At 41.8% G+C, this 18,749-nt stretch carries 19 protein-coding genes, 1 tRNA gene and 1 other RNA gene; 6 read left to right on the forward strand and 15 right to left on the reverse strand.

The window, feature by feature from the left end:
• Positions 1–23 precede the first annotated feature (23 nt).
• The 9 genes from ACI2IW_RS05885 to coaD all read right to left on the reverse strand — a co-directional run bounded on the left by ACI2IW_RS05885 (position 24) and on the right by coaD (position 6,631).
• Positions 24–1,139: a capsule biosynthesis protein gene (locus ACI2IW_RS05885; protein ID WP_404693010.1), complete on the reverse strand. Its 1,116-nt coding sequence runs from the start codon at positions 1,137–1,139 to the stop codon at positions 24–26.
• Entirely contained in the window at positions 1,108–1,779 is a 672-nt protein-coding gene (locus ACI2IW_RS05890) for an ABC transporter ATP-binding protein (RefSeq protein ID WP_201568459.1), read from the reverse strand. Before ACI2IW_RS05890 ends, ACI2IW_RS05885 begins: the two co-directional genes overlap by 32 nt.
• Positions 1,780–1,825: 46 nt before the next feature.
• The gene (locus ACI2IW_RS05895) at positions 1,826–2,638 is read right to left on the reverse strand and encodes an ABC transporter permease (RefSeq protein ID WP_404693011.1); all 813 of its coding nucleotides are present in this window, start codon (positions 2,636–2,638) and stop codon (positions 1,826–1,828) included.
• Between the two features lie 225 nt (positions 2,639–2,863).
• A tRNA-Met gene (locus ACI2IW_RS05900) sits at positions 2,864–2,940 on the reverse strand.
• Positions 2,941–3,061: 121 nt separating this feature from the next.
• An RNA gene (rnpB, locus tag ACI2IW_RS05905) (RNase P RNA component class A) lies at positions 3,062–3,428 on the reverse strand.
• Positions 3,429–3,502: 74 nt separating this feature from the next.
• Positions 3,503–4,219: a dethiobiotin synthase gene (bioD, locus tag ACI2IW_RS05910; RefSeq protein WP_404693012.1), complete on the reverse strand. Its 717-nt coding sequence runs from the start codon at positions 4,217–4,219 to the stop codon at positions 3,503–3,505.
• Positions 4,216–5,541, reverse strand: a complete 1,326-nt coding sequence (gene bioA / locus ACI2IW_RS05915; RefSeq protein ID WP_404693013.1) for an adenosylmethionine--8-amino-7-oxononanoate transaminase — start codon at positions 5,539–5,541, stop codon at positions 4,216–4,218. The genes bioD and bioA overlap by 4 nt, the downstream gene beginning before the upstream one ends.
• Positions 5,542–5,596: 55 nt before the next feature.
• Positions 5,597–5,845, reverse strand: a complete 249-nt coding sequence (locus ACI2IW_RS05920) for a YfhL family 4Fe-4S dicluster ferredoxin (RefSeq protein WP_021814308.1) — start codon at positions 5,843–5,845, stop codon at positions 5,597–5,599.
• A gap of 267 nt (positions 5,846–6,112) precedes the next feature.
• Positions 6,113–6,631 carry a pantetheine-phosphate adenylyltransferase gene (gene coaD / locus ACI2IW_RS05925; RefSeq protein ID WP_102078894.1) on the reverse strand — a complete coding sequence of 173 codons (519 nt, stop codon included), beginning with the start codon at positions 6,629–6,631 and terminating at the stop codon, positions 6,113–6,115.
• A 251-nt stretch (positions 6,632–6,882) separates the two neighbouring features.
• Here coaD and smpB point away from each other — a divergent pair, with 251 nt between their 5' ends.
• On the forward strand, positions 6,883–7,359 hold the full coding sequence (gene smpB, locus ACI2IW_RS05930; RefSeq protein WP_057758370.1) for an SsrA-binding protein SmpB: 477 nt from the start codon (positions 6,883–6,885) through the stop codon (positions 7,357–7,359).
• A gap of 140 nt (positions 7,360–7,499) precedes the next feature.
• Here smpB and rarD read toward each other — a convergent pair whose 3' ends face one another.
• Complete coding sequence (gene rarD, locus ACI2IW_RS05935) at positions 7,500–8,522, reverse strand: EamA family transporter RarD (protein WP_404693014.1); 1,023 nt, start codon at positions 8,520–8,522, stop codon at positions 7,500–7,502.
• A 242-nt stretch (positions 8,523–8,764) separates the two neighbouring features.
• Here rarD and ACI2IW_RS05940 point away from each other — a divergent pair, with 242 nt between their 5' ends.
• The gene (locus ACI2IW_RS05940; protein WP_404693015.1) at positions 8,765–9,232 is read left to right on the forward strand and encodes an Lrp/AsnC family transcriptional regulator; all 468 of its coding nucleotides are present in this window, start codon (positions 8,765–8,767) and stop codon (positions 9,230–9,232) included.
• Positions 9,233–9,394: 162 nt separating this feature from the next.
• The gene (locus ACI2IW_RS05945) at positions 9,395–10,159 is read left to right on the forward strand and encodes a hypothetical protein (protein WP_404693016.1); all 765 of its coding nucleotides are present in this window, start codon (positions 9,395–9,397) and stop codon (positions 10,157–10,159) included.
• Between the two features lie 168 nt (positions 10,160–10,327).
• On the opposite strand, the gene ACI2IW_RS05950 is transcribed toward ACI2IW_RS05945, so the two are convergent.
• Positions 10,328–10,969 (reverse strand): hypothetical protein, encoded by a 642-nt coding sequence (locus tag ACI2IW_RS05950; protein ID WP_404693017.1) that lies wholly within the window; start codon positions 10,967–10,969, stop codon positions 10,328–10,330.
• A gap of 10 nt (positions 10,970–10,979) precedes the next feature.
• The gene (locus ACI2IW_RS05955; protein ID WP_404693316.1) at positions 10,980–12,266 is read right to left on the reverse strand and encodes an ammonium transporter; all 1,287 of its coding nucleotides are present in this window, start codon (positions 12,264–12,266) and stop codon (positions 10,980–10,982) included.
• A gap of 612 nt (positions 12,267–12,878) precedes the next feature.
• On the opposite strand from ACI2IW_RS05955, the gene ACI2IW_RS05960 reads away from it, so the two are divergent.
• The 3 genes from ACI2IW_RS05960 (at position 12,879) to ACI2IW_RS05970 (ending at position 17,068) form a co-directional block, all read left to right on the forward strand.
• Positions 12,879–15,338: a YgiQ family radical SAM protein gene (locus ACI2IW_RS05960; protein ID WP_404693018.1), complete on the forward strand. Its 2,460-nt coding sequence runs from the start codon at positions 12,879–12,881 to the stop codon at positions 15,336–15,338.
• 328 nt (positions 15,339–15,666) lie between these two features.
• Positions 15,667–16,077, forward strand: a complete 411-nt coding sequence (locus ACI2IW_RS05965) for a hypothetical protein (RefSeq protein ID WP_134292608.1) — start codon at positions 15,667–15,669, stop codon at positions 16,075–16,077.
• Positions 16,078–16,504: 427 nt separating this feature from the next.
• Positions 16,505–17,068, forward strand: a complete 564-nt coding sequence (locus tag ACI2IW_RS05970) for a hypothetical protein (RefSeq protein ID WP_404693019.1) — start codon at positions 16,505–16,507, stop codon at positions 17,066–17,068.
• Positions 17,069–17,118: 50 nt separating this feature from the next.
• On the opposite strand, the gene ACI2IW_RS05975 is transcribed toward ACI2IW_RS05970, so the two are convergent.
• The 3 genes from ACI2IW_RS05975 to ACI2IW_RS05985 are packed head-to-tail and all read right to left on the reverse strand — an operon-like array spanning position 17,119 to position 18,749.
• Complete coding sequence (locus tag ACI2IW_RS05975) at positions 17,119–17,571, reverse strand: hypothetical protein (protein ID WP_404693020.1); 453 nt, start codon at positions 17,569–17,571, stop codon at positions 17,119–17,121.
• 37 nt (positions 17,572–17,608) lie between these two features.
• The gene (locus ACI2IW_RS05980; RefSeq protein WP_404693021.1) at positions 17,609–18,433 is read right to left on the reverse strand and encodes a hypothetical protein; all 825 of its coding nucleotides are present in this window, start codon (positions 18,431–18,433) and stop codon (positions 17,609–17,611) included.
• 4 nt (positions 18,434–18,437) lie between these two features.
• The gene (locus ACI2IW_RS05985; protein WP_404693022.1) at positions 18,438–18,749 is read right to left on the reverse strand and encodes a hypothetical protein; all 312 of its coding nucleotides are present in this window, start codon (positions 18,747–18,749) and stop codon (positions 18,438–18,440) included.

The following is an 18,749-nucleotide window of genomic DNA, read 5'->3' on the forward strand; positions in this document are numbered from 1 at the left end:
TACTGATATCTGGTTTTTCAAGATTAGCTACGGTGATCACGGACAACTGCCATTACCAAACGTACAAATCCGTAGAGCATTAAGAGCAGTGCAAGCGATGTCCAAATAAGATACGCTTGGCGCGGATATGTTGCATCTTCAGCTTCATAGGGCGTAGAGATCACAATCAAATTTTTCATTTTCTTGAATGCTTCTAGTCTTGATTTTTCAAGCGATGACAACGACAATTTATACAACTCGGTAGCAAAATCCACATCTGCCTTGATGGTCTCAAACTGTACCGCTTGACGGTTCAACTTGGTTGTATTTGGTGATGTCAATTTGGTTTGTTCTTGAGTGATTTGCTCTTCAACGGCCTTTATCTGGCTTCTTAATGAAACTACTTGCGGCGCATCTGGATTTAGATAACTGAGTAACTGACGCTCTTCTGTACGCAATGAGCTTAATTGTGCTTGAAGGCTGCCAATTAACTGATTGACGATTTGCGCATTGGCTTGTGGGTCATAGATTTCGTTTTCATTCTGATAGTTTAATAACTGCTCTTTGGCATCGTTTAAACGCTCTTCTGATTCGTCTAACTGAGTTTCTGCAAACGCCAATTGATCACGAGCCACTTCTTGTGAAATGCGGTTAACAAAACGCTCAGACTCTCCTAAGATAGCTTTGTTCAGCTCAAAAGCATACTTTGAGTCAAAACCTTCTGTTGATACCGAAAGCACATAGCTCTGCTCATCGAGATCAATGTGAACCCGTTTTTTGAAGTACTCAAGTAGATCTTCTTGCGTCGCATCAGGATCGATTTCATAAATAGGGTCTGAACCGTCAACATAGTAAGCGTCTCGGAACTTAAACTTATTATCGAGTCGCTTCACCATATCATTCGACAAAATATACTCTGTCAAATAAGTTGCATCTTCTTTACTGGTACTATTTACGCCCAATAGCGCTGATAATCCACCACCGGATGGCATGTTCGAATCACTGACTTGTTTCACTACCACATCAGCAGTCGAAACGAAACGCGGATGCGCCAGTGTCATTACATAGTATATAACGAGCAACCAAGGAAGGATGACCAAGCCAATAAACAGCGAGAAGTTAATTATCTTACTTTTTTGCTTTGTGGATATGCTTTTCATAAACCTCAATCGCTTCTGTTGTATCGTCAAACACGTGTGCTGTTTGATCCATTAGTACAATACCAATATCGCAGTTTCGTTTGATATCACCAATATTGTGCGACACTATTAAAAATCCTGCTTGTGCGCGGCGGGCCGCTAAAATCTCTTCACTACGCTTACGGAATGCTGCATCACCAACGGCACCTGCTTCATCGAGCATATAGTAATCAAAATCAAAGGCCAAGCTTAAACCAAACGTTAAGCGGGCTCTCATTCCTGATGAATAGCTTTTAACTGGCATATCAAAGTAGTTACCAATATCAGCAAACTCTTCGACAAAACGAATTTTTTCATCAATATAAGGGCCACTTGAATATAAGCGACAAACAAAACGGACATTTTGACGACCTGTTAGACTACCTTGAAAACCACCTGCGACTCCGACAGGCCATGAAATAGTCGAGTCAGTGATAATATCTCCATGATCCGGTTCATCAAGTCCACAGATAATGCGTAGTAATGTTGATTTACCAGCGCCATTACGTCCCAATAAGCCGACACTCTGTCTATCACCAATTGTAAGATTAAGGTCTTTAAACAAATAGTGACGCCCTTTCTTTGTCATAAATGACTTAGAGACATTTCTAACTTCAATCATCACATTACCTATTAGTGTTAGCATTGCTTAAATGATAACTATTCTATTATTTTGAACGGATCATATCTCGCTCAGCAAACTTGTAAAGTAGCAACCCTAAGAAATTGACTGCAAACATCCATTTCAGGAAATATATTATATCAATGTGGTAGGCAGGATAATTTGGGGCAAAAGCATGCCTGATTAGTTCGATGTTATGAATGAAAGGATTGTACAACAAATAGCTAAAATAAGGTTCAGGGATAATATGAATCGGATACACAATACCAGAAGTAAAGTACAGTATCGTAAAAAATATAGTAATTATTTTACTAATTTCGCCACCATAATAACCAATGACCATCATGATTAAAGCAACACCAAAACTAAATATAAAAAGAGTTACCCAACAAAATAATACAATATGAATATTCTCTAAGTTAGCGTATATGTTGAAGAAAAAAAGCACAAATAATAATAATACTGACGTAACAAAATAGATCATCAATTCTAGAAATGAGCGCGCAATAATGACATCGATATGCCGAATCGAACGATACATTAACAACCCTTTGTTTGCCTGAGCAGCTCCTAATGCTCTTGTTGCGATTCTTTGAAACATGCGAAAAGGGACCATTCCAACTACCAGAAACAACATTATATCCATTCCTGGCACTATTCTTTCACGGAAATTGCCGACAAGTATCAAAATAATAGCTATTTGGAATATAACTTCAAGCGGTGCCCAAAGATAACCTAAACGATATCCACCGAAGCGAGTCTGTAATTCACGCATTAGCAAAGCATGAAAGGCTGCACCCATGACTTTAAGGCCGCTGCGATGCTTGATAGGACGATAAGGAGGTAGTTGTACAGACATGGCGTTACAGGACTTTACCGAAAACAGCCCCTATGATAAGTAAGCGCGACATAAGTTACAAGATTTAATCTATATACAGACAGATAAACCTATGATTTAGTAAGAAACCTGTAAGTAAATCACATCTAAAACGCTATCTATCAGTTGCTCCTAGTTTATAAGACCATTTATTTCGAGCAAAAAAAAACCAATCTCGATAGATTGGTTTTTTAGTACTGCTATATATGGTGGCGATGAAGAGACTTGAACTCTTGACCTCACGATTATGAGTCATGCGCTCTAACCAGCTGAGCTACATCGCCGTTTTAGGCTGCACATTATGCCCAAGCTGTTGACTGCCGTCAACCCCTAATAAGCATTTTTTGCAAAAAAACGAATTTAATTCAGATTAATTGCAACTATTACTACAACAAACAATAAAAAAGGTTTGGTAAACCGATAAGCCGGGTTCTGTCGTGGACGATCATTCCTCTAGGCGTATCATCGCTAATACGCTCAAGCAACCTACCCGCATCGAACGCGGGCCGCGCCATACCGATGCCTATTTGGTCTTGCTACGCGTGGAGTTTACCATGCCGTGAACTGTTACCAGCCACGCGGTGCGCTCTTACCACACCCTTTCACCCTTACCGATAGTACCCTAAGATACTAAAGGCGGTCTACTCTCTGCTGCACTGGTCGTCAAGTTACCCTGCCCAGCCGTTAGCTGGCACGCTGCCCTATGTAGCCCGGACTTTCCTCCCCTGCTCATCTGTTGCCAGTGTGCAGCGGCGATCGCCTAGTCTACCAAGCGCGCTAGTATAGCAAACTTATGACTGCCTGCGCATGTCTTTTGGATTTATTTTTAAAGACAATACAAATAAGCTAAACAAAATTTTCTGGTAGTATTTCAATATTACCGACCACTTTGTCCTTCAAATACGGTATCTGTAACCAATGCGCTGCGGGATAATGATTGTCCAAATATTTTCGTAGAAAGTCAATAGTGCTATTTGCGATCTCAGTATCCGTTTGCTCAGCATCATCATGAATATGATTATAAATTACACTATGTACTATTAATCCACGCGATTTTATAGCTTCTAAACTCAGTAAAGTGTGATTGATGCTGCCCAATCGACCAGACGTGACCAAGACAATAGGATAGCCTTGCTCGGCAATATAATCTAATATCAGTAGATTCTCTGTAATCGGAACAAGTAAGCCACCTGCACCTTCTAGTAGTATCGCATCATACTGTACCTGCAATCGCTTGGTGGCGTTAGTAATCATATCAGGATCAAGTGTTTCCCCTGATAATTTAGTAGCCAAATGAGGAGACGCTGGCTTCTTATAACGATGAGCACAAGTCGTAAAATCGAGGTCACATGGCTGTAAAGAAATGTCCATTAATTGACGATGAGTAATGATATCATCAGCGATATTCATCTCACCATTATTTGGATTTATCGATACGCCCGTCTGTACTAGCTTTTGAGTAATGACATTTAAGCCTTGCTGCATAAGTGCTTTTGCAAGCAGTCCAGTAGCATAAGTTTTACCGATATCGGTATCGATACCAGAAACAAATAAAACACTCATGATTGACCTCGGTTTTCTAAATACGTACGCACTACTTTTAGCAGTGATTGGCATAAGGTAGTTAGCTCATCATCAGTAATCACGTATGGCGGCATAATATACACTAGCTTCCCAAATGGTCTGACCCAGATACCATTATCAATCAACAAAGACTGAAAAATGGGCATATCGACCGCTTCGTCCAGCTCAATTACAGCGACTGCACCCAAGCAGCGCACCTCGGCAACACCGTCTAATAACGCAGCAGGCGCTAACTGCTGTTCCATAATATTCTGCATGTTTGCGGTACGCGCTTCGATATCATAAGACATAATCAAATCAATCGATGCACACGCAACTGCACAAGCCAGTGGATTGCCCATAAAAGTTGGGCCATGCATCAACGCTGGATAGTCACTATTATGGATGGTATCGGCAATTTTGCGGGTACATAGCGTTGCAGCAAAAGTCATATAGCCACCCGTTAGCGCCTTGCCAATGGTCATGATATCAGGGCTAATAGCTGCATGTTCACACGCAAATAATTTACCACTACGCCCAAAACCAGTGGCGATTTCATCCGCAATCAATAGTACATCATGCTCATCACATAGTTGACGCAGCAATTGTAGATATTCAGGACTATAAAAACGCATCCCGCCTGCGCCCTGAATAATTGGCTCAATAATAAAACCTGCCAGCTGCTCGCCATGCTCTACAAAAAACTGAGCTAATGATTCACGCTTATCTACTGTCAATGCGCGATCAAAGCCAAGTGGCGGCGCAGGGACAAAATGCTGCATCGGTAATTGCTTGCCATATAGGCTGTGCATACCATTAACAGGATCACAGACACTCATGGCATGCCATGTGTCTCCATAATACCCTGAATGGGTTGATGCAAACTGCTGCTTGTTTGGACGCTTGGCAGCCACTTGATATTGCAGCGCCATTTTCAGTGCTACTTCTACCGCAATACTGCCACTGTCAGCATAAAAAATTGCATCAAGTCCAGCAGGTACAATATCTAGTAGCTTTTTACCCAAATCTATCGCTGGCTGATGGGTTAACCCACCAAACATGACATGCGCCATTTTACCCAATTGCTGGGTCAGTGCGTCATTCAGTTTTGGATGGTTGTAACCATGTACGCTCGCCCACCATGACGACATACCGTCTATCAGGCGCGTGCCATCTTCGGTGATGATATAAATACCTTCAGCGCGATCGATTACGATATTAGAATAAGTGGGTGGCAGGCTGGCATATGGGTGCCAAAGGTGTTGCTGATCAAAGTCGTTTGTAACTTGGATAGATTGCGTGGTTATTGTTTCCATGGTCATCGTGTTGTCCCTAAAACGTTGTAAAACCAAACGTCATCAATCACTTATAAATACTTTATTGACCCGTAATACGTTTGTATTTAGATAGCAGGTCGCTTTCAGTCTCAACATGATTGGGATCGTGAGGAATACAGTCGACTGGACAAATCACAACGCATTGTGGCTCGTCAAAATGTCCGACACATTCTGTACATAGATCAGGGTCGATGACATAGATATCATCCCCTTCTGAGATGGCTTCATTGGGGCAAGCAGGCTCGCACACATCACAGTTGATGCACTCATCAGTGATTAATAGTGCCATGAACTGTTCCTTATATTTTTACTCGTATTAGGGCTTGTCCCTAATTCAAACGTTTATCAATAAATGGGCTAAAAATGGCTAAATCTTTGACAAACGGGGACAAATAACTGCTCAATATCTCGATATTGTCTGCACTATTTTTCTTGTTTGCCTGCGATTTATCTAATTTTTATCACTATTTTTAAAATAGGGACATGCCCTATTCCTATATGGCTGCTCCTTGCTATTTTAGCAAGTGCTAGCAGCATATCTTTGATGCAACATTTTTTATTTAATATTTAACTTTTTGTCGAATGCTTGCAAAACACAAGGTGGAACGAATTTATTGACGTCACCGCCAAGCTTAGCAATTTCGCGAATCATGGTAGATGAGATAAATGAGTAATTTTGAGATGGGGTCAAAAATACTGCCTCAAAGTTTTCATCAAGCTCACGATTCATATTGGCTAGCTGAAACTCGTACTCAAAATCTGACATTGCACGCAAGCCACGCAAAACTGCCGTGGCATTTTTCTCACGCATAAAGTCAACAAGCAGCCCTTCAAAACCAATGACAGATACCTGCGGTAAATCTGCAAATACGGTTTCGACCAAAGCAACGCGCTCTTCAAAATTGAACAAGGGTTTTTTATGATGGCCTGAGGCAACCGCGATAACAACCTCATCAAATAGCTTGACGGCGCGTGTGACCAAATCTACATGACCATTAGTAATAGGATCAAAGGTACCAGGGTATAGAATTTTGGTATGTAGCTTTGAGGAATTGGGAGAAATAGAGTGGCTCATAGCATGACTGATATAATCGGTGATATTAGGCCATATGCTAGCAAATTTTGCTCAAACTTAATACTTATCTGCTACATTTGTCCTAACAGCCGATTTACCTTTTCATCAGAGGCTTTGATACAATAGGCAGTTCGACTCATCCATCTCATAATCGAAATAAAAAACAATACTAGTTATTGGATTAGGATGAGGAATTAGTGGGACTGATTAAATAAGGAGCCTGTTTTTTAGGTCATCCTTATGGAGAAATTATGTCAAAAAAATCAAAAAAGCCAGATAATCAGATTTGCGCCAATAAAAAGGCGCGTCATGAGTATTTTATCGAAGAAACCTTTGAGGCAGGACTGGCATTACAAGGCTGGGAAGTCAAAGCCATTCGCGCAGGAAAAATGACGATTACTGAAGCGTACGTCATATTCCGCAACAATGAAGCCTTCTTGTTTGGTGCGCACATTCAGCCATTGCTATCAAGCTCAACACACGTTAGTCCAGACAGTATTCGTACCCGTAAACTGCTGCTGAACCGTCGTGAGATCGAAAAACTATCTGGGGCAATCAACCAGAAAGGCTACGCTTGTGTACCGCTGTCTTGTTACTGGAAAAACTCATTGGTGAAATGCCAAATTGGCCTAGCACTGGGTAAAAAGCAACATGACAAACGTAAAACGCTAAAAGATCGTGACTGGGAACGTGATAAGCAGCGCGGTTTCAAACAGCATTTAGATTAAGCGTTATTTAATCTATATAAAAAAGGACGACTCAATGTTTACTGAGCCGTCCTTTTTTGTTGTCTACGATATCTATAAATATTACCGTCCAGCTTTAGCTACCAATAACAACTCATACAAGCATTTAGCAATCCATTCTACTATGCCATTTGCTCTTCTAGAGACGCTGCTGTCTTTCTACTAGCCTGACGTAATTGCCTAACACCATGAGCAATCAAACACGCAATACCTAACCAAATCATACCATAGCTATAGATCATCGCTGACTCAAATGGGTTGCCTAGTACAGTTACTGCCAAGATAAATAGCAACGCAGGTTCCAAATAGCTCATCATTCCATACACGTTGACTGGTAGCATTTGACTGGCATCAATATTAGTCTTCATCGCCAAGACACTGAGCACACCCAAACCTATTAGCATTATGATAAAGAACCCAGAGCCGCTAACCAATACCAAACTGCTTGGGGCAAAGAAGAACAAGTAAGCCAGCGCAAAGGGCGCAAATATCGTTAAATCAACCAATAAACCAGTTACTGCACCGATACCCTGTAGTCGGCGTAAAATGTAGTAAACAGGATACGTACCGCATACCCATAGCGTCGCCCAAGAGACACTTTGCGTACGGATAACTTCGCTACCAACGCCCAGTGCGGCAAAGGCCACTGCCAACCATTGCAAACGGCTTAGTTTTTCGCCAAAGAGGACACAACCAAACACCACCATCATTAACGGGAATAAGAAGTATCCCATCGCGGTTTGCACACCTTGCCCATTAACTGGCGCCCACATAAATAACCAAAACTGGCTAAGGAATATCGGTGTAGGTAATAGCAGCCAAGCCCACTGCTTAGCGCCTTTTAACACTTTCAATTTATCAATGTGCAATCCCAGACGCCCACTTACCATCAGGTATCCGACCAACGCTGCCCACATCGCGAGCATGCGCCAGATAAAAACTTGCGTCCCTGATAATGGCGACAAAAAACTGCTATACGCATAGAGTACGCCAAATAGCACATTGGATAATATGGCAAAAGACACTCCTAGTATTAGAGTGCGTTGTTGTGCGCTACCTGTCGTCCAAATCGCAGGTAGTGGCAAACGTGCAACAGTCGTTGCTAGCGTATTAGCGAATACATTGGAGAGCATTGAGATAGACATGATAAGCACCGTAGCTATTAATAGATTATAAAAAACCAATTGCTAGCTCTTATTTTAAAGTGGCTCTAATTGGTATGGTCTATTTTACTAGGATGCTTTGATATATTATCTCTATATAAGTTCATTGATGAATAAAAATTTCAAATAATTATCGTATAAATCATTATTTTCTTATATTAGTATTGTTAGTGATAATATTTATAAAAAACAATAGAAAACTCTGCTGTTAAGGATGTCCTGATATGAGCCATACTTTAGATAATATTGATAAAGCTATCTTGAACTTGCTACAAGATGATGCGACATTACCGCTTAAAACTGTCGCAGAGCGGGTGCATGTATCTATTGCGACGGTGCAGCGACGTATACAGGCGCTGATAGATAGTGACGTGATTACCAAACAAGTCGCCATCGTCAATCCTGACAAAGTGGGCTACGGTCTGACAGCAGTGGTAATGATAGAAATGGAGCGCTCTAATACCTCAATGCAGCATCGATTTGAGCGCCTGATGGATGCGCAATCACGAATCATGAGCTGCTATGAAGTATCGGGCGATTTTGATTTTATGTTGATGGTCAATGCCAAGAATATGAGCGACTATCATCAGTTCACTCGCAGCTTACTGACTTACGAAAATAACGTACGCAATTTCAAAAGCCAGTTTGTGATGAACTTTACTAAGAGTGGAACCAAAATCACGCTAGATTAATTATAATTAATCAGTCTAAGCTGAAGTTGCCTATCATATGACAATGGATGATGAGTAGCTAAGTTGCCTCTAAACCCTGTACGATATCACCAAATATTTGATGGAAATTAAGCTTTAATCACTCATTTCGTAAGCCCATTTTTTAGACAAGGAAGCCTAATCATGACTGACCACACAAATGCTACTCAGAAGAATATGCAAGAGTTACTAAAATCGTTAAACCCAAAACCATTAAATTCAAAAACGGCAATAGCAGGCGCTCTGTTTGCTACGGTACTAGCCAGCTCAGGCTGTGCGACCAGCTCATTGTTAGACAATAGTGGACATGTCACCACGAACACAACAAAGCAAATACTGTCTGAAGATCAAATTGTTGCTTTTGGTCGTCCTGCGCAGGCGTTACCAAAAATGCCAAACGCGTCAATGGTTATCGTAGGAGAGAAGAACAGCTACGTTCTCACCCAAGGTGGGACAGAAATGGTGAACTTACTGAGTAATCTGTCTCAAAAAAACATTCAAGTGGATAACGACATGAGCTTTCATGTACCCAATAATGATGGGTACTTCCAAGGTGAGATGAAATTGTCTTATGCTAAATTAAAAGATGAGTTTGGGCGTTCAGACTATCAGTTCTTTTTGCAAAATAATGGTAAAGAGTGCACCTCAGCGAGTGATCAACGTATCAATGCTCAGCGCTTTTGTTTTAGCGTTCCTGTCAAAGGCGCTATCTATCCGCAAGTTAGTAACTTAGGTTTGATTCAGTCAAACTATCGCGCACTGACTAAACCATATACGGTGAGTTTTTATACACAAACTCAGCAGGATGTCGTCACTCGTAGCGGTCCAAATGGCGTACAAAAACTGGTCTTACTACCCTTTGCCCTCGCCTTTGACGTGGTTACTTTCCCGCTTCAGTTATTGGACTAGATAGTTAACTATTAGACCGCTCATCGCCTAGTATCAAGTTTCAAGGTACGTTATGAAAGCTATGTCATGAAAGCTACATTATGAAATCTACGTTATAAAAGCTCCTTTATATAAGGCACGTTATCGAAAGGTATTCTATTCTCAATCGTAACGTGCCAGCTTAATATTTTAAAATAACTTCTCGACCAATATTTTCGAGTGGTTTTGTTTCGCTGTTTCTGCCGCTCGAAACATCATCTCATCTGCTTCGACAGGACCTGCAACATCGCATAAACACACATAAGCCAGCTGCATCAAATTATTTAATAGGTGCTCGTTATCAGGTACGGACGGGCGATTGCTTTCCAAAAATTGACTGATGTTAAGACTATGCCCTTTGAAGGTGCGCTCTTGCGAAACAGTTTGGTGCATGGTCAGAAATAAGTTGCGACTTTCTGTTTCTGATAGCTGACTGCGCAGCGCTTCTATGACAGTATAAAACGCCAAAACCAACTCAGAGACAGGGACTGACGCTTTGACTGTTTCATTATGGCTATTATAACCATTGTGATTATCAGCCTCGACTGTCTGCTGACTATCCGCTTGCAACGTAGCCCAAAAGCCTTTCCTAATATCAGACTTATAAGCTTGCAGCTCAGGATAGCGCCGTGTCGCATCTAAGACGCACTGCTGCATCATTTTCACAGAGACTGTCGAATATCGCTGCCACTGTGATTTGAGCAGCCGCACCTCTTCAGGGTGTAGATAGTCGGCAAGCACCTCTGCCATCGCAGTCACAGCTTGGTCTACGGATTGAGTATCAATATTCATCAGCTCTCTCCTATAAATGCCGCTCGGTTAAACTCTTGGAATCAAACATTTGCTTTTGAAATTCAGGGTAACCAAGCTCTGCGTGCTCGGTATAATCAAGGCCGCGCTGCTCATGTAAGCGGCTAGCTTTTAACCCAAAGCTTAAATCGATCAGCTTATACATCACTAGACCCAATCCCAATCCCCAGCCTAACGCCACGCCGACACCCAGCGCTTGTACACCAAGCCGTGATAAGTTAAACAAATCTCCTGTATAAAACAATCCTGCAGCGAGCGTACCCCATGCCCCGCCAAAGCCATGTACTGCCACTGCCGAGACTACATCGTCTACTTTGAATTTTAATAACGCTTGCGACGATAAGATATAAACCACGGAAGCAACCGCACCGATGAGAATGGCAAATATAGGTGTTGTGGTCGCACAGCCTGCGGTAATAGATACCAAACCAATCAAACTGGCATTGACACTATCGCTCAGCAAAATAGCTTTATTAAGCGATCGAGAGATCAGCATGTAGCTCACCACCGCACTGACTGCTGCGACAAAAGTATTGACTGCGATCAAACCAATATTGCCAGTGATAGACAATGTCGATCCAGCATTGAAGCCGAACCAGCCGAACCATAAGATAAATCCACCAAGCGCTAACAACGTCATGTTATGCCCTGCGATGAGTCTTGGCGTACCATCAGGTGCGAAGCGGCCTAACCTTGGACCAATGACCAAGATACCTGCCAAGGCCAACCAGCCACCGATAGAATGCACGACAGTAGAACCAGCAAAATCAATAAAACCAAGCTCAGCTAGCCAGCCTGTCCCGCCGAAGTAACCACCCCACACCCAACTGGCAAACACAGGATAGATAAACAAACAAATCAAACATGCCGCCACTGCATAACCTATAAAGGAAACGCGCTCTGCCATTGCACCACTAGCAATCGTCACCGCTGTCGCTGCAAACATCATCTGAAAGAACATCAGTGCCCAATCCATATTAGATAAGGCGACTGGCATAAAGTGATCCGTGCCGACAAATCCGGAGTGATTGGTACCCATCATCAGCCCAAAACCAACCAAGTAGAACGCCAGACCGCCGATACACATGTCAGTATAATTTTTCATCATCACGTTTACCGCATTCTTTGCGCGTACTGAACCGCTCTCAAGTAGCGCAAAACCTGCCTGCATAAAGAACACCAATACCCCGCCCCAGATAATCCAAGCGATATTTTGATATTCGAGCAGCTGCGCCACGGTCAATGTGTCAGTCTCAGCGGCTTGGGCGCTACCCATCATTGCAAACGATAATGTACTTAGCACCAGCCTATTGCTTAGCAATAGTTTTAATGATTTTAATAGTTTTAATAATGTCTTTATCGTGTCCAGTCCACCAGAGGATGTTCTCATTTTATCTCCAAACACTTATCTATCCGTTCAAATGTTATCTGTGCACTATTTTTACTCATTGATGCACACAAATAAGCCCTAACAGGGGTGGAGCAAAACTTGTGCCAAAATCCACTATTAGAAATTAAAGAAAGTCATAAATATAAGAAAACAAATGACCAGTATCAGCTAAGTCGGTATTTTGATAATTATGCTTGCGTGGACGTGGTTAAAAGTTGAACTAAGATAAAGAATGATTGTTGGAAGTAAGTTTGATTGAACTGATAATGTGACTGTTCTGTCTAGACTGTTTTTGCCATTATTTTGCTGTGCGGATAGCTTACTTTGCATGAGCAGTTTATCTCGCGCTATCAATAACTTATCGGCAATCGTCCCTCATAGAATAGGTCGCATAGTGAAGGCGATTCATGTTAAAATGAGCGCTTTTAAATTCGCCTTTATTATCATTGGGTAATAAGGGCTGTGTTTTTAGTGCCATTTTTCTAATTAACAGGTCCGCCCATGTCTGCCGATACCATCGCCCGCACTGCCTTTAAACAAGGCACCAAGCCACTTTATGATTATGACAAACACTGGGCGAGCTGCTACGAGCCAGCGCCTTATCTACCGATGAGCCGCAAAGAGATGGACGATCTGGGCTGGGATGCTTGTGATGTCATTATCATCTCAGGTGATGCCTATGTCGATCATCCAAGCTTTGGTATGGCGATTATCGGTCGTCTATTAGAGTCGCAAGGTTTCCGTGTTGGTATCATCGCTCAGCCAGATTGGAAGAGCAAAGACGCCTTTATGGAACTGGGCAAACCTGTCTATGCGTACGGTGTGACCGCGGGCAACATGGACAGCATGATCAACCGCTATACCGCCGATCGCAAAATCCGTAGCGATGATGCCTACTCTCCAGGCAACGTGGCAAACAAACGCCCTGACCGCGCAGCTATCGTCTATAGCCAGCGCTGCCGTGAAGCCTATCCTGATGTGCCTATTATTTTAGGCGGTATCGAAGGTAGCTTACGCCGTATTGCTCATTATGATTATTGGTCAGACAAAGTGCGCCGTAGTATCTTACTGGATGCGCGTGCTGATGTCTTACTGTATGGTAATGCTGAGCGTGCGATCGTCGATGTGGTACATGGTCTGTCTAAAGGCTATAGCTTTGAGCAAATGAGCAAATTGCGCGGTACTGCTTACTTATTGACCCCGACTCGTCGCCACTGGCAAGAAGATATGACTGAGGTTGCGAGTAATGATGTCGATACCGTCGGCCGTGTCGATCCAATCATCAACCCTTATGTGATGACCGAAGACGTTGATAGCTGTTCAATTGAGCAGAGCAAACCATCGGACTCGCCTGTTGGCCAAGCCATGTCATCAATGTCGTCGCAGTATAAAGGCTTTGTCGCAGAACCAGTTGCCAATAAAGTTATCAACGCTGAGCAAGTCGACGAAGAAACGCAAGTGGTGCAAATGCGCGGCTTTGATAAGCCAATGACCGCACGTAAGCATAAGCTAAAAATGCCACCACGTGAAAAAACCGTCATTCGTTTACCTGACTATGAGCATGTCAAATCTGACCCTGTGCTTTATGCTCATGCGAGTCGTATCCTGCATCTAGAGACCAATCCAGGTAATGCCCGTGCGCTCGTACAGCGTCATAGTAGCGGTGCTGGTAACTCGCATACCTCTATCGACGTTTGGCTCAATCCGCCACCAGTGCCACTCTCAACTGAAGAGATGGATTATGTGTTTGATTTGCCATATGCACGCCTGCCGCATCCAAGCTATGGCGATGCGCGTATCCCTGCTTATGACATGATTAAATTTTCGGTCAATATCATGCGCGGCTGTTTTGGTGGTTGTACATTCTGTTCGATCACTGAGCATGAAGGCCGTATTATCCAGAGCCGTTCAGAAGATTCAATCTTGCGTGAAGTAGAAGCGATTCGCGATACCGCACCGAACTTTACTGGAGTGATATCTGACCTTGGTGGCCCGACTGCCAATATGTATCGCCTCAGCTGTAAAGATGAGACCATTGAGAAGAACTGCCGTAAGCCATCTTGTGTCTATCCTGATGTCTGTGAAAACCTGATTACCGATCACAGTAATTTGACCAAGCTATATCGCAAGGCACGTGATATCAAAGGCGTGAAAAAAATCCTGATTGCTTCAGGCTTACGTTATGACTTGGCAGTAAAAGATCCTGAATATGTGAAAGAATTGGTCAGTCATCACGTCGGTGGTTACCTCAAGATTGCGCCTGAGCACTCTGAAGAAGGCGTGCTATCGAAGATGATGAAACCTGGCATGGGCAGCTATGATCAATTTAAAGCCATGTTCGAGCAATTCAGCCAAGAAGCAGGTAAAGAGCAATATCTGATTCCTTACTTTATCGCTGCCCATCCGGGAACCAAAGATGAAGATATGATGAACCTTGCGCTTTGGCTCAAAAGTAATGGCTACCGTGCTGACCAAGTACAGGCGTTTTATCCAAGTCCAATGGCGACCGCGACCACCATGTACCATACGCATAAAGATCCGCTACATAAGGTCAGCCGTGATGAAGGTGACATGGATATCGTCAAGTCTGGCAAGCAGCGCAAATTGCATAAAGCGTTCTTACGCTATCATGATCCAAAAAACTGGGTACTACTACGTAAAGCCTTACAAGACATGGGTCGTAGTGACTTGATTGGTAAAAACCGTGGTTGTTTGATTCCACCATTTAACGCCAGTTTAGAAGGGCGTGATGCCGCGCAAGATACTTATCAATCAGCGCGCAAAAAGAATAGCCGTGTTGGCAATGACTCAGTGAAGCGCAGTAATGGCTCGTCAAACAACAGTGTGTCAGCTAAAGGTGCAGCAGGTAAAAATGCTGTCGGTAAAAACAGTAAGAAGAAAGTTAGCAAAGGCAATTTCCAGACTCAGCATACTGGTCTGCCACCACGTAAAACCAAGTAGTGTCATAGCAGGTAGTGTTTATAGTATAAAAGTGCATGCTCAATATAGAGCGTGTTAAGTAAAACAAAAAAGCGTCTATCAGCCACTCGTTGATAGACGCTTTTTTATGCGCTGATTTTATAGTTGCGCATCTCAGAATTAATACGGCTTACTTTTCAGCATGTCGCAGATTACAAGTTACATTAGACAGCGGTTGGGTAACGAAGCTAACAGGTAACGAACAATTTCTAACATTGAAATGGTTCGTTTTCGCTACTATAACCCTCATATGCTAAACGCATCATTAAGAACAAGTAAATGACATCAGCGAAAAGCTTTGGAGAGCACTATGAAAATGATAACTAAAATTGCGACTACCCTACCAGTCCTTGCCCTATTGAGCGCTTGTGCCACTACCGCACCAACTACCCCAGATGCAACTGATACGCCAGTTCCAGAGAAAGTAACCGCTGCCTATGATCGTATGGCACCAGCACCATACACCTGTACCGATGACAGCAAAATCATGGCAAAGCAATCTATCAACAAAGAACAAGTGATGCTCAACGCTACCTTGCCAAAAGTAAAATGGGCTGAGCAGCCAATCATCCTAAACGGTAAAGTGAAAGGCGAAGTTGCAAGCTATGTAAATGATTCAAACCCAGAAGTCGTCTATGCATGGCACATGAAAGGTGACAAAGGTATCTTTGCGATGAAATGGGCTGACGGTAAGGAATACCAAGTAAATTGCCAAATCTAATCAGTTAGAGATACGCTCATATCGTAATAGACAAATAGTTGTAATAGACAAAAAGCAGTCATTATATAGTGGCTGCTTTTTTATGCGTGTTTGTTTGATACGTGTATAAAGACGGCTATAAAAAATAGTATCAGATAGATAGTTGTATAGTCAGTTCAATATAATTTCGACACAAAGAAACCGAGTGCAAGTTATACATTAGTATGCTTAGCGAGGATGACGATATAGCGGATTTATATAGACTTGACTATATAGTTGATTCAATTTAAAAGTGGTATAAGGCAGCCGAGTGCAGATATAACTGTGATACTGCAAGCGAGGCTAACGCTATCATTCTTTTATAGAGGATTAGACTATATCAAAACTTACCATCTGATGTATTTCGCTAGAGAAGCACAAAGAAAGCTGTCAAAATAGCAAATCAATCATGACCAACAATCAAAAGGGTAACTCGATGGCAAAGCGTCTGATAAATATGATGGTAATTGCAACGGCAAGTATGTGGGCGCTGACAGGCTGCGATAACGCTACCGATTCCGTCGAGGCCACTGAGCAAAATGCGGAGACAGCAGCAGATCCATCCGCACCAGCAGCCGACACCATCGACTGGTCACTGGTAGATAGTGGTGAAAAGCCTGCTGACCCTACCAACTATAAGTACCCGTTTGCGATCGATAGTCAAAACGTCCGAGACTATGCAGATTACTTCAAAGTGGACGCTGCAACCGCTCAGCATAATCTGACGGTGAGCATGGCAAGTAATGAAGCACTATCGAAAGCCTTGGATCAGCTGAGCGAAACCTATGTCTCACATGAGCTAACCGATGGTAATGAGATGACGCTTATCATTCATACCACGCCCGATGTCGCTGCCAGTCGCTATGACTATGTGCTGTCTGATGACTTTGCCAAAGGACTGGTGCTGCCTATCGTGATTCAGCCAGATGGTAAGAAAGGTGACGCAAAGGCGCATGGTGAGATGGCGGAGTAGAAGTTAATAGCGTGTGTTTTGGCCTGTATCACACATGCTACTAAAAGATATTAAGTTTGACGGTAAGGATTGTTAGAAAGTTCGATTTTAATATCTTTATCTCTAAGTAGCCAAGCTAAATACATTTGATAATCTCGCGCGGCAGGTGCAATATAAACTTTATCAAGGCTTTCTTTTACATCTGCTTCATACTCAATAAATAAAAACTTCTTATTTACCATCTTAACTTCAGGTGCATTCAAAGAAGTTACATATATCATGCGGCACTCTTGCTCTTCCTGAAAAGCAGAGTGCTTGATTAAGTACTTTAACGGTAGAAGAATTTCGTTTATCAAAGTATCAATTTTATTGGATGATTCCAAGTCACTATTTGTTATCCCTTTTTTTTCCTCTATTATCAATTCATAATTATTTTTTAGAGCACGAAAAGCATCACTAAAATCAATAGTTTTCTCATCTATATATTTTTTATAATTTTCCCATTCATGTTCAGCCTTACTCAATATTTTATCTTTTACTGCTATCGTTTCATCACCAAATTCACGAAAAAAATGTTAGTCGATTGCGATGAGCTAATTGAATATAGTCAGAAGTTGGGTCGATGTACACACATCTCATAACTGGCTGTTTATTAATTCTAAACTTACCATCAACACTCTTTTCTGCATTCAATTGCTGATTCAATTCTAATGGAAAGATAGTTTCGTCTGAATTTTGACTATTGTTTTTGAGCGATAAAAAGGATAAACCCTCTAAAGAATTATCTGATTGAAAGAATTCTTTTTCAAATACAAGGCTAACACCTGAAGCTTCTTTGTCGGCTTCCTTACCATATAGACGAAATTGGTTAAGACTGTCATGATTGAAAGTGAAGCAGCTAACAAAAGCATGTAAGCTCTTATCAAAATCTGGAGCATAAAAATAGTTTTCTTTTATACCTTCTAGGTAGTTAACTAATAAATGACCTTCGCTTGGATCATTGACATTATTAATAGTATTAAGACGAAAAAAACTTGACAGAATACTACCTTTATTTTTTTCTAATAAAAGGTTAGCAACACTGGTGTTTGTATAGTGAGCAAGCTTTCTCTCGGGGTTCTTCCTCTCCTTAACTTCTTCTCCAAAATTTATTTTCAGTACACTTACTATTGTTAGAGTCCATTCTATTAATTCTAAGCATCTACTCCCTATTTCCTCAAAACTAGAATCCTCCAAGAACTCACATATTTTTCTATAGCAATTTACTTCATAAGAATGCGTATTTTTACATAAATTTAATACAAATTTAGCCTTAGAAATATCTCTAAAAGAAATATCTTCAAAAAAAACTTTTGTTATATATGATTTAGCAATCGCAAGAAACACAAAGTTATAATCTCTCGCCTGCTATATCTCGAATATTTTTTAACGCCTCAAAAGCTAACTCTCTATCCCTCTTTACAAAAAAATAATCACCAACTATATAGCGTTGTGCAAGTTCATAATCCTCATCCGTTATTCGTATATCTTTTAACGCATTTATTCCTATGTTATAGCCATCCAATTCTCGAGTTTCATGAAATATATGAAATCTAGAAGATATATACTCTACATCTCCATCCTTCTCACGTGACACTTTCAGCAACTCTTCAACTTTTTTGCGAGTTTCTTCGTCCAGACCTTCCATGTCATCAATATTCAT

The sequence above is a fragment of the Psychrobacter sp. NPDC078501 genome (assembly GCF_044900935.1).
In the GTDB taxonomy this organism is placed as follows: domain Bacteria; phylum Pseudomonadota; class Gammaproteobacteria; order Pseudomonadales; family Moraxellaceae; genus Psychrobacter.

Bases quoted from the DNA above. Each gene is read 5' to 3' on its own strand.
- ACI2IW_RS05885 (WP_404693010.1), bottom strand. From the start codon at position 1,139: ATGAAAAGCATATCCACAAAGCAAAAAAGTAAGATAATTAACTTCTCG.
- ACI2IW_RS05890 (WP_201568459.1), bottom strand. From the start codon at position 1,779: ATGATTGAAGTTAGAAATGTCTCTAAGTCATTTATGACAAAGAAAGGG.
- ACI2IW_RS05895 (WP_404693011.1), bottom strand. From the start codon at position 2,638: ATGTCTGTACAACTACCTCCTTATCGTCCTATCAAGCATCGCAGCGGC.
- bioD (WP_404693012.1), bottom strand. From the start codon at position 4,219: ATGAGTGTTTTATTTGTTTCTGGTATCGATACCGATATCGGTAAAACT.
- bioA (WP_404693013.1), bottom strand. From the start codon at position 5,541: ATGACCATGGAAACAATAACCACGCAATCTATCCAAGTTACAAACGAC.
- ACI2IW_RS05920 (WP_021814308.1), bottom strand. From the start codon at position 5,845: ATGGCACTATTAATCACTGATGAGTGCATCAACTGTGATGTGTGCGAG.
- coaD (WP_102078894.1), bottom strand. From the start codon at position 6,631: ATGAGCCACTCTATTTCTCCCAATTCCTCAAAGCTACATACCAAAATT.
- smpB (WP_057758370.1), top strand. From the start codon at position 6,883: ATGTCAAAAAAATCAAAAAAGCCAGATAATCAGATTTGCGCCAATAAA.
- rarD (WP_404693014.1), bottom strand. From the start codon at position 8,522: ATGTCTATCTCAATGCTCTCCAATGTATTCGCTAATACGCTAGCAACG.
- ACI2IW_RS05940 (WP_404693015.1), top strand. From the start codon at position 8,765: ATGAGCCATACTTTAGATAATATTGATAAAGCTATCTTGAACTTGCTA.
- ACI2IW_RS05945 (WP_404693016.1), top strand. From the start codon at position 9,395: ATGACTGACCACACAAATGCTACTCAGAAGAATATGCAAGAGTTACTA.
- ACI2IW_RS05950 (WP_404693017.1), bottom strand. From the start codon at position 10,969: ATGAATATTGATACTCAATCCGTAGACCAAGCTGTGACTGCGATGGCA.
- ACI2IW_RS05955 (WP_404693316.1), bottom strand. From the start codon at position 12,266: ATGATGGGTAGCGCCCAAGCCGCTGAGACTGACACATTGACCGTGGCG.
- ACI2IW_RS05960 (WP_404693018.1), top strand. From the start codon at position 12,879: ATGTCTGCCGATACCATCGCCCGCACTGCCTTTAAACAAGGCACCAAG.
- ACI2IW_RS05965 (WP_134292608.1), top strand. From the start codon at position 15,667: ATGAAAATGATAACTAAAATTGCGACTACCCTACCAGTCCTTGCCCTA.
- ACI2IW_RS05970 (WP_404693019.1), top strand. From the start codon at position 16,505: ATGACCAACAATCAAAAGGGTAACTCGATGGCAAAGCGTCTGATAAAT.
- ACI2IW_RS05985 (WP_404693022.1), bottom strand. From the start codon at position 18,749: ATGAATATTGATGACATGGAAGGTCTGGACGAAGAAACTCGCAAAAAA.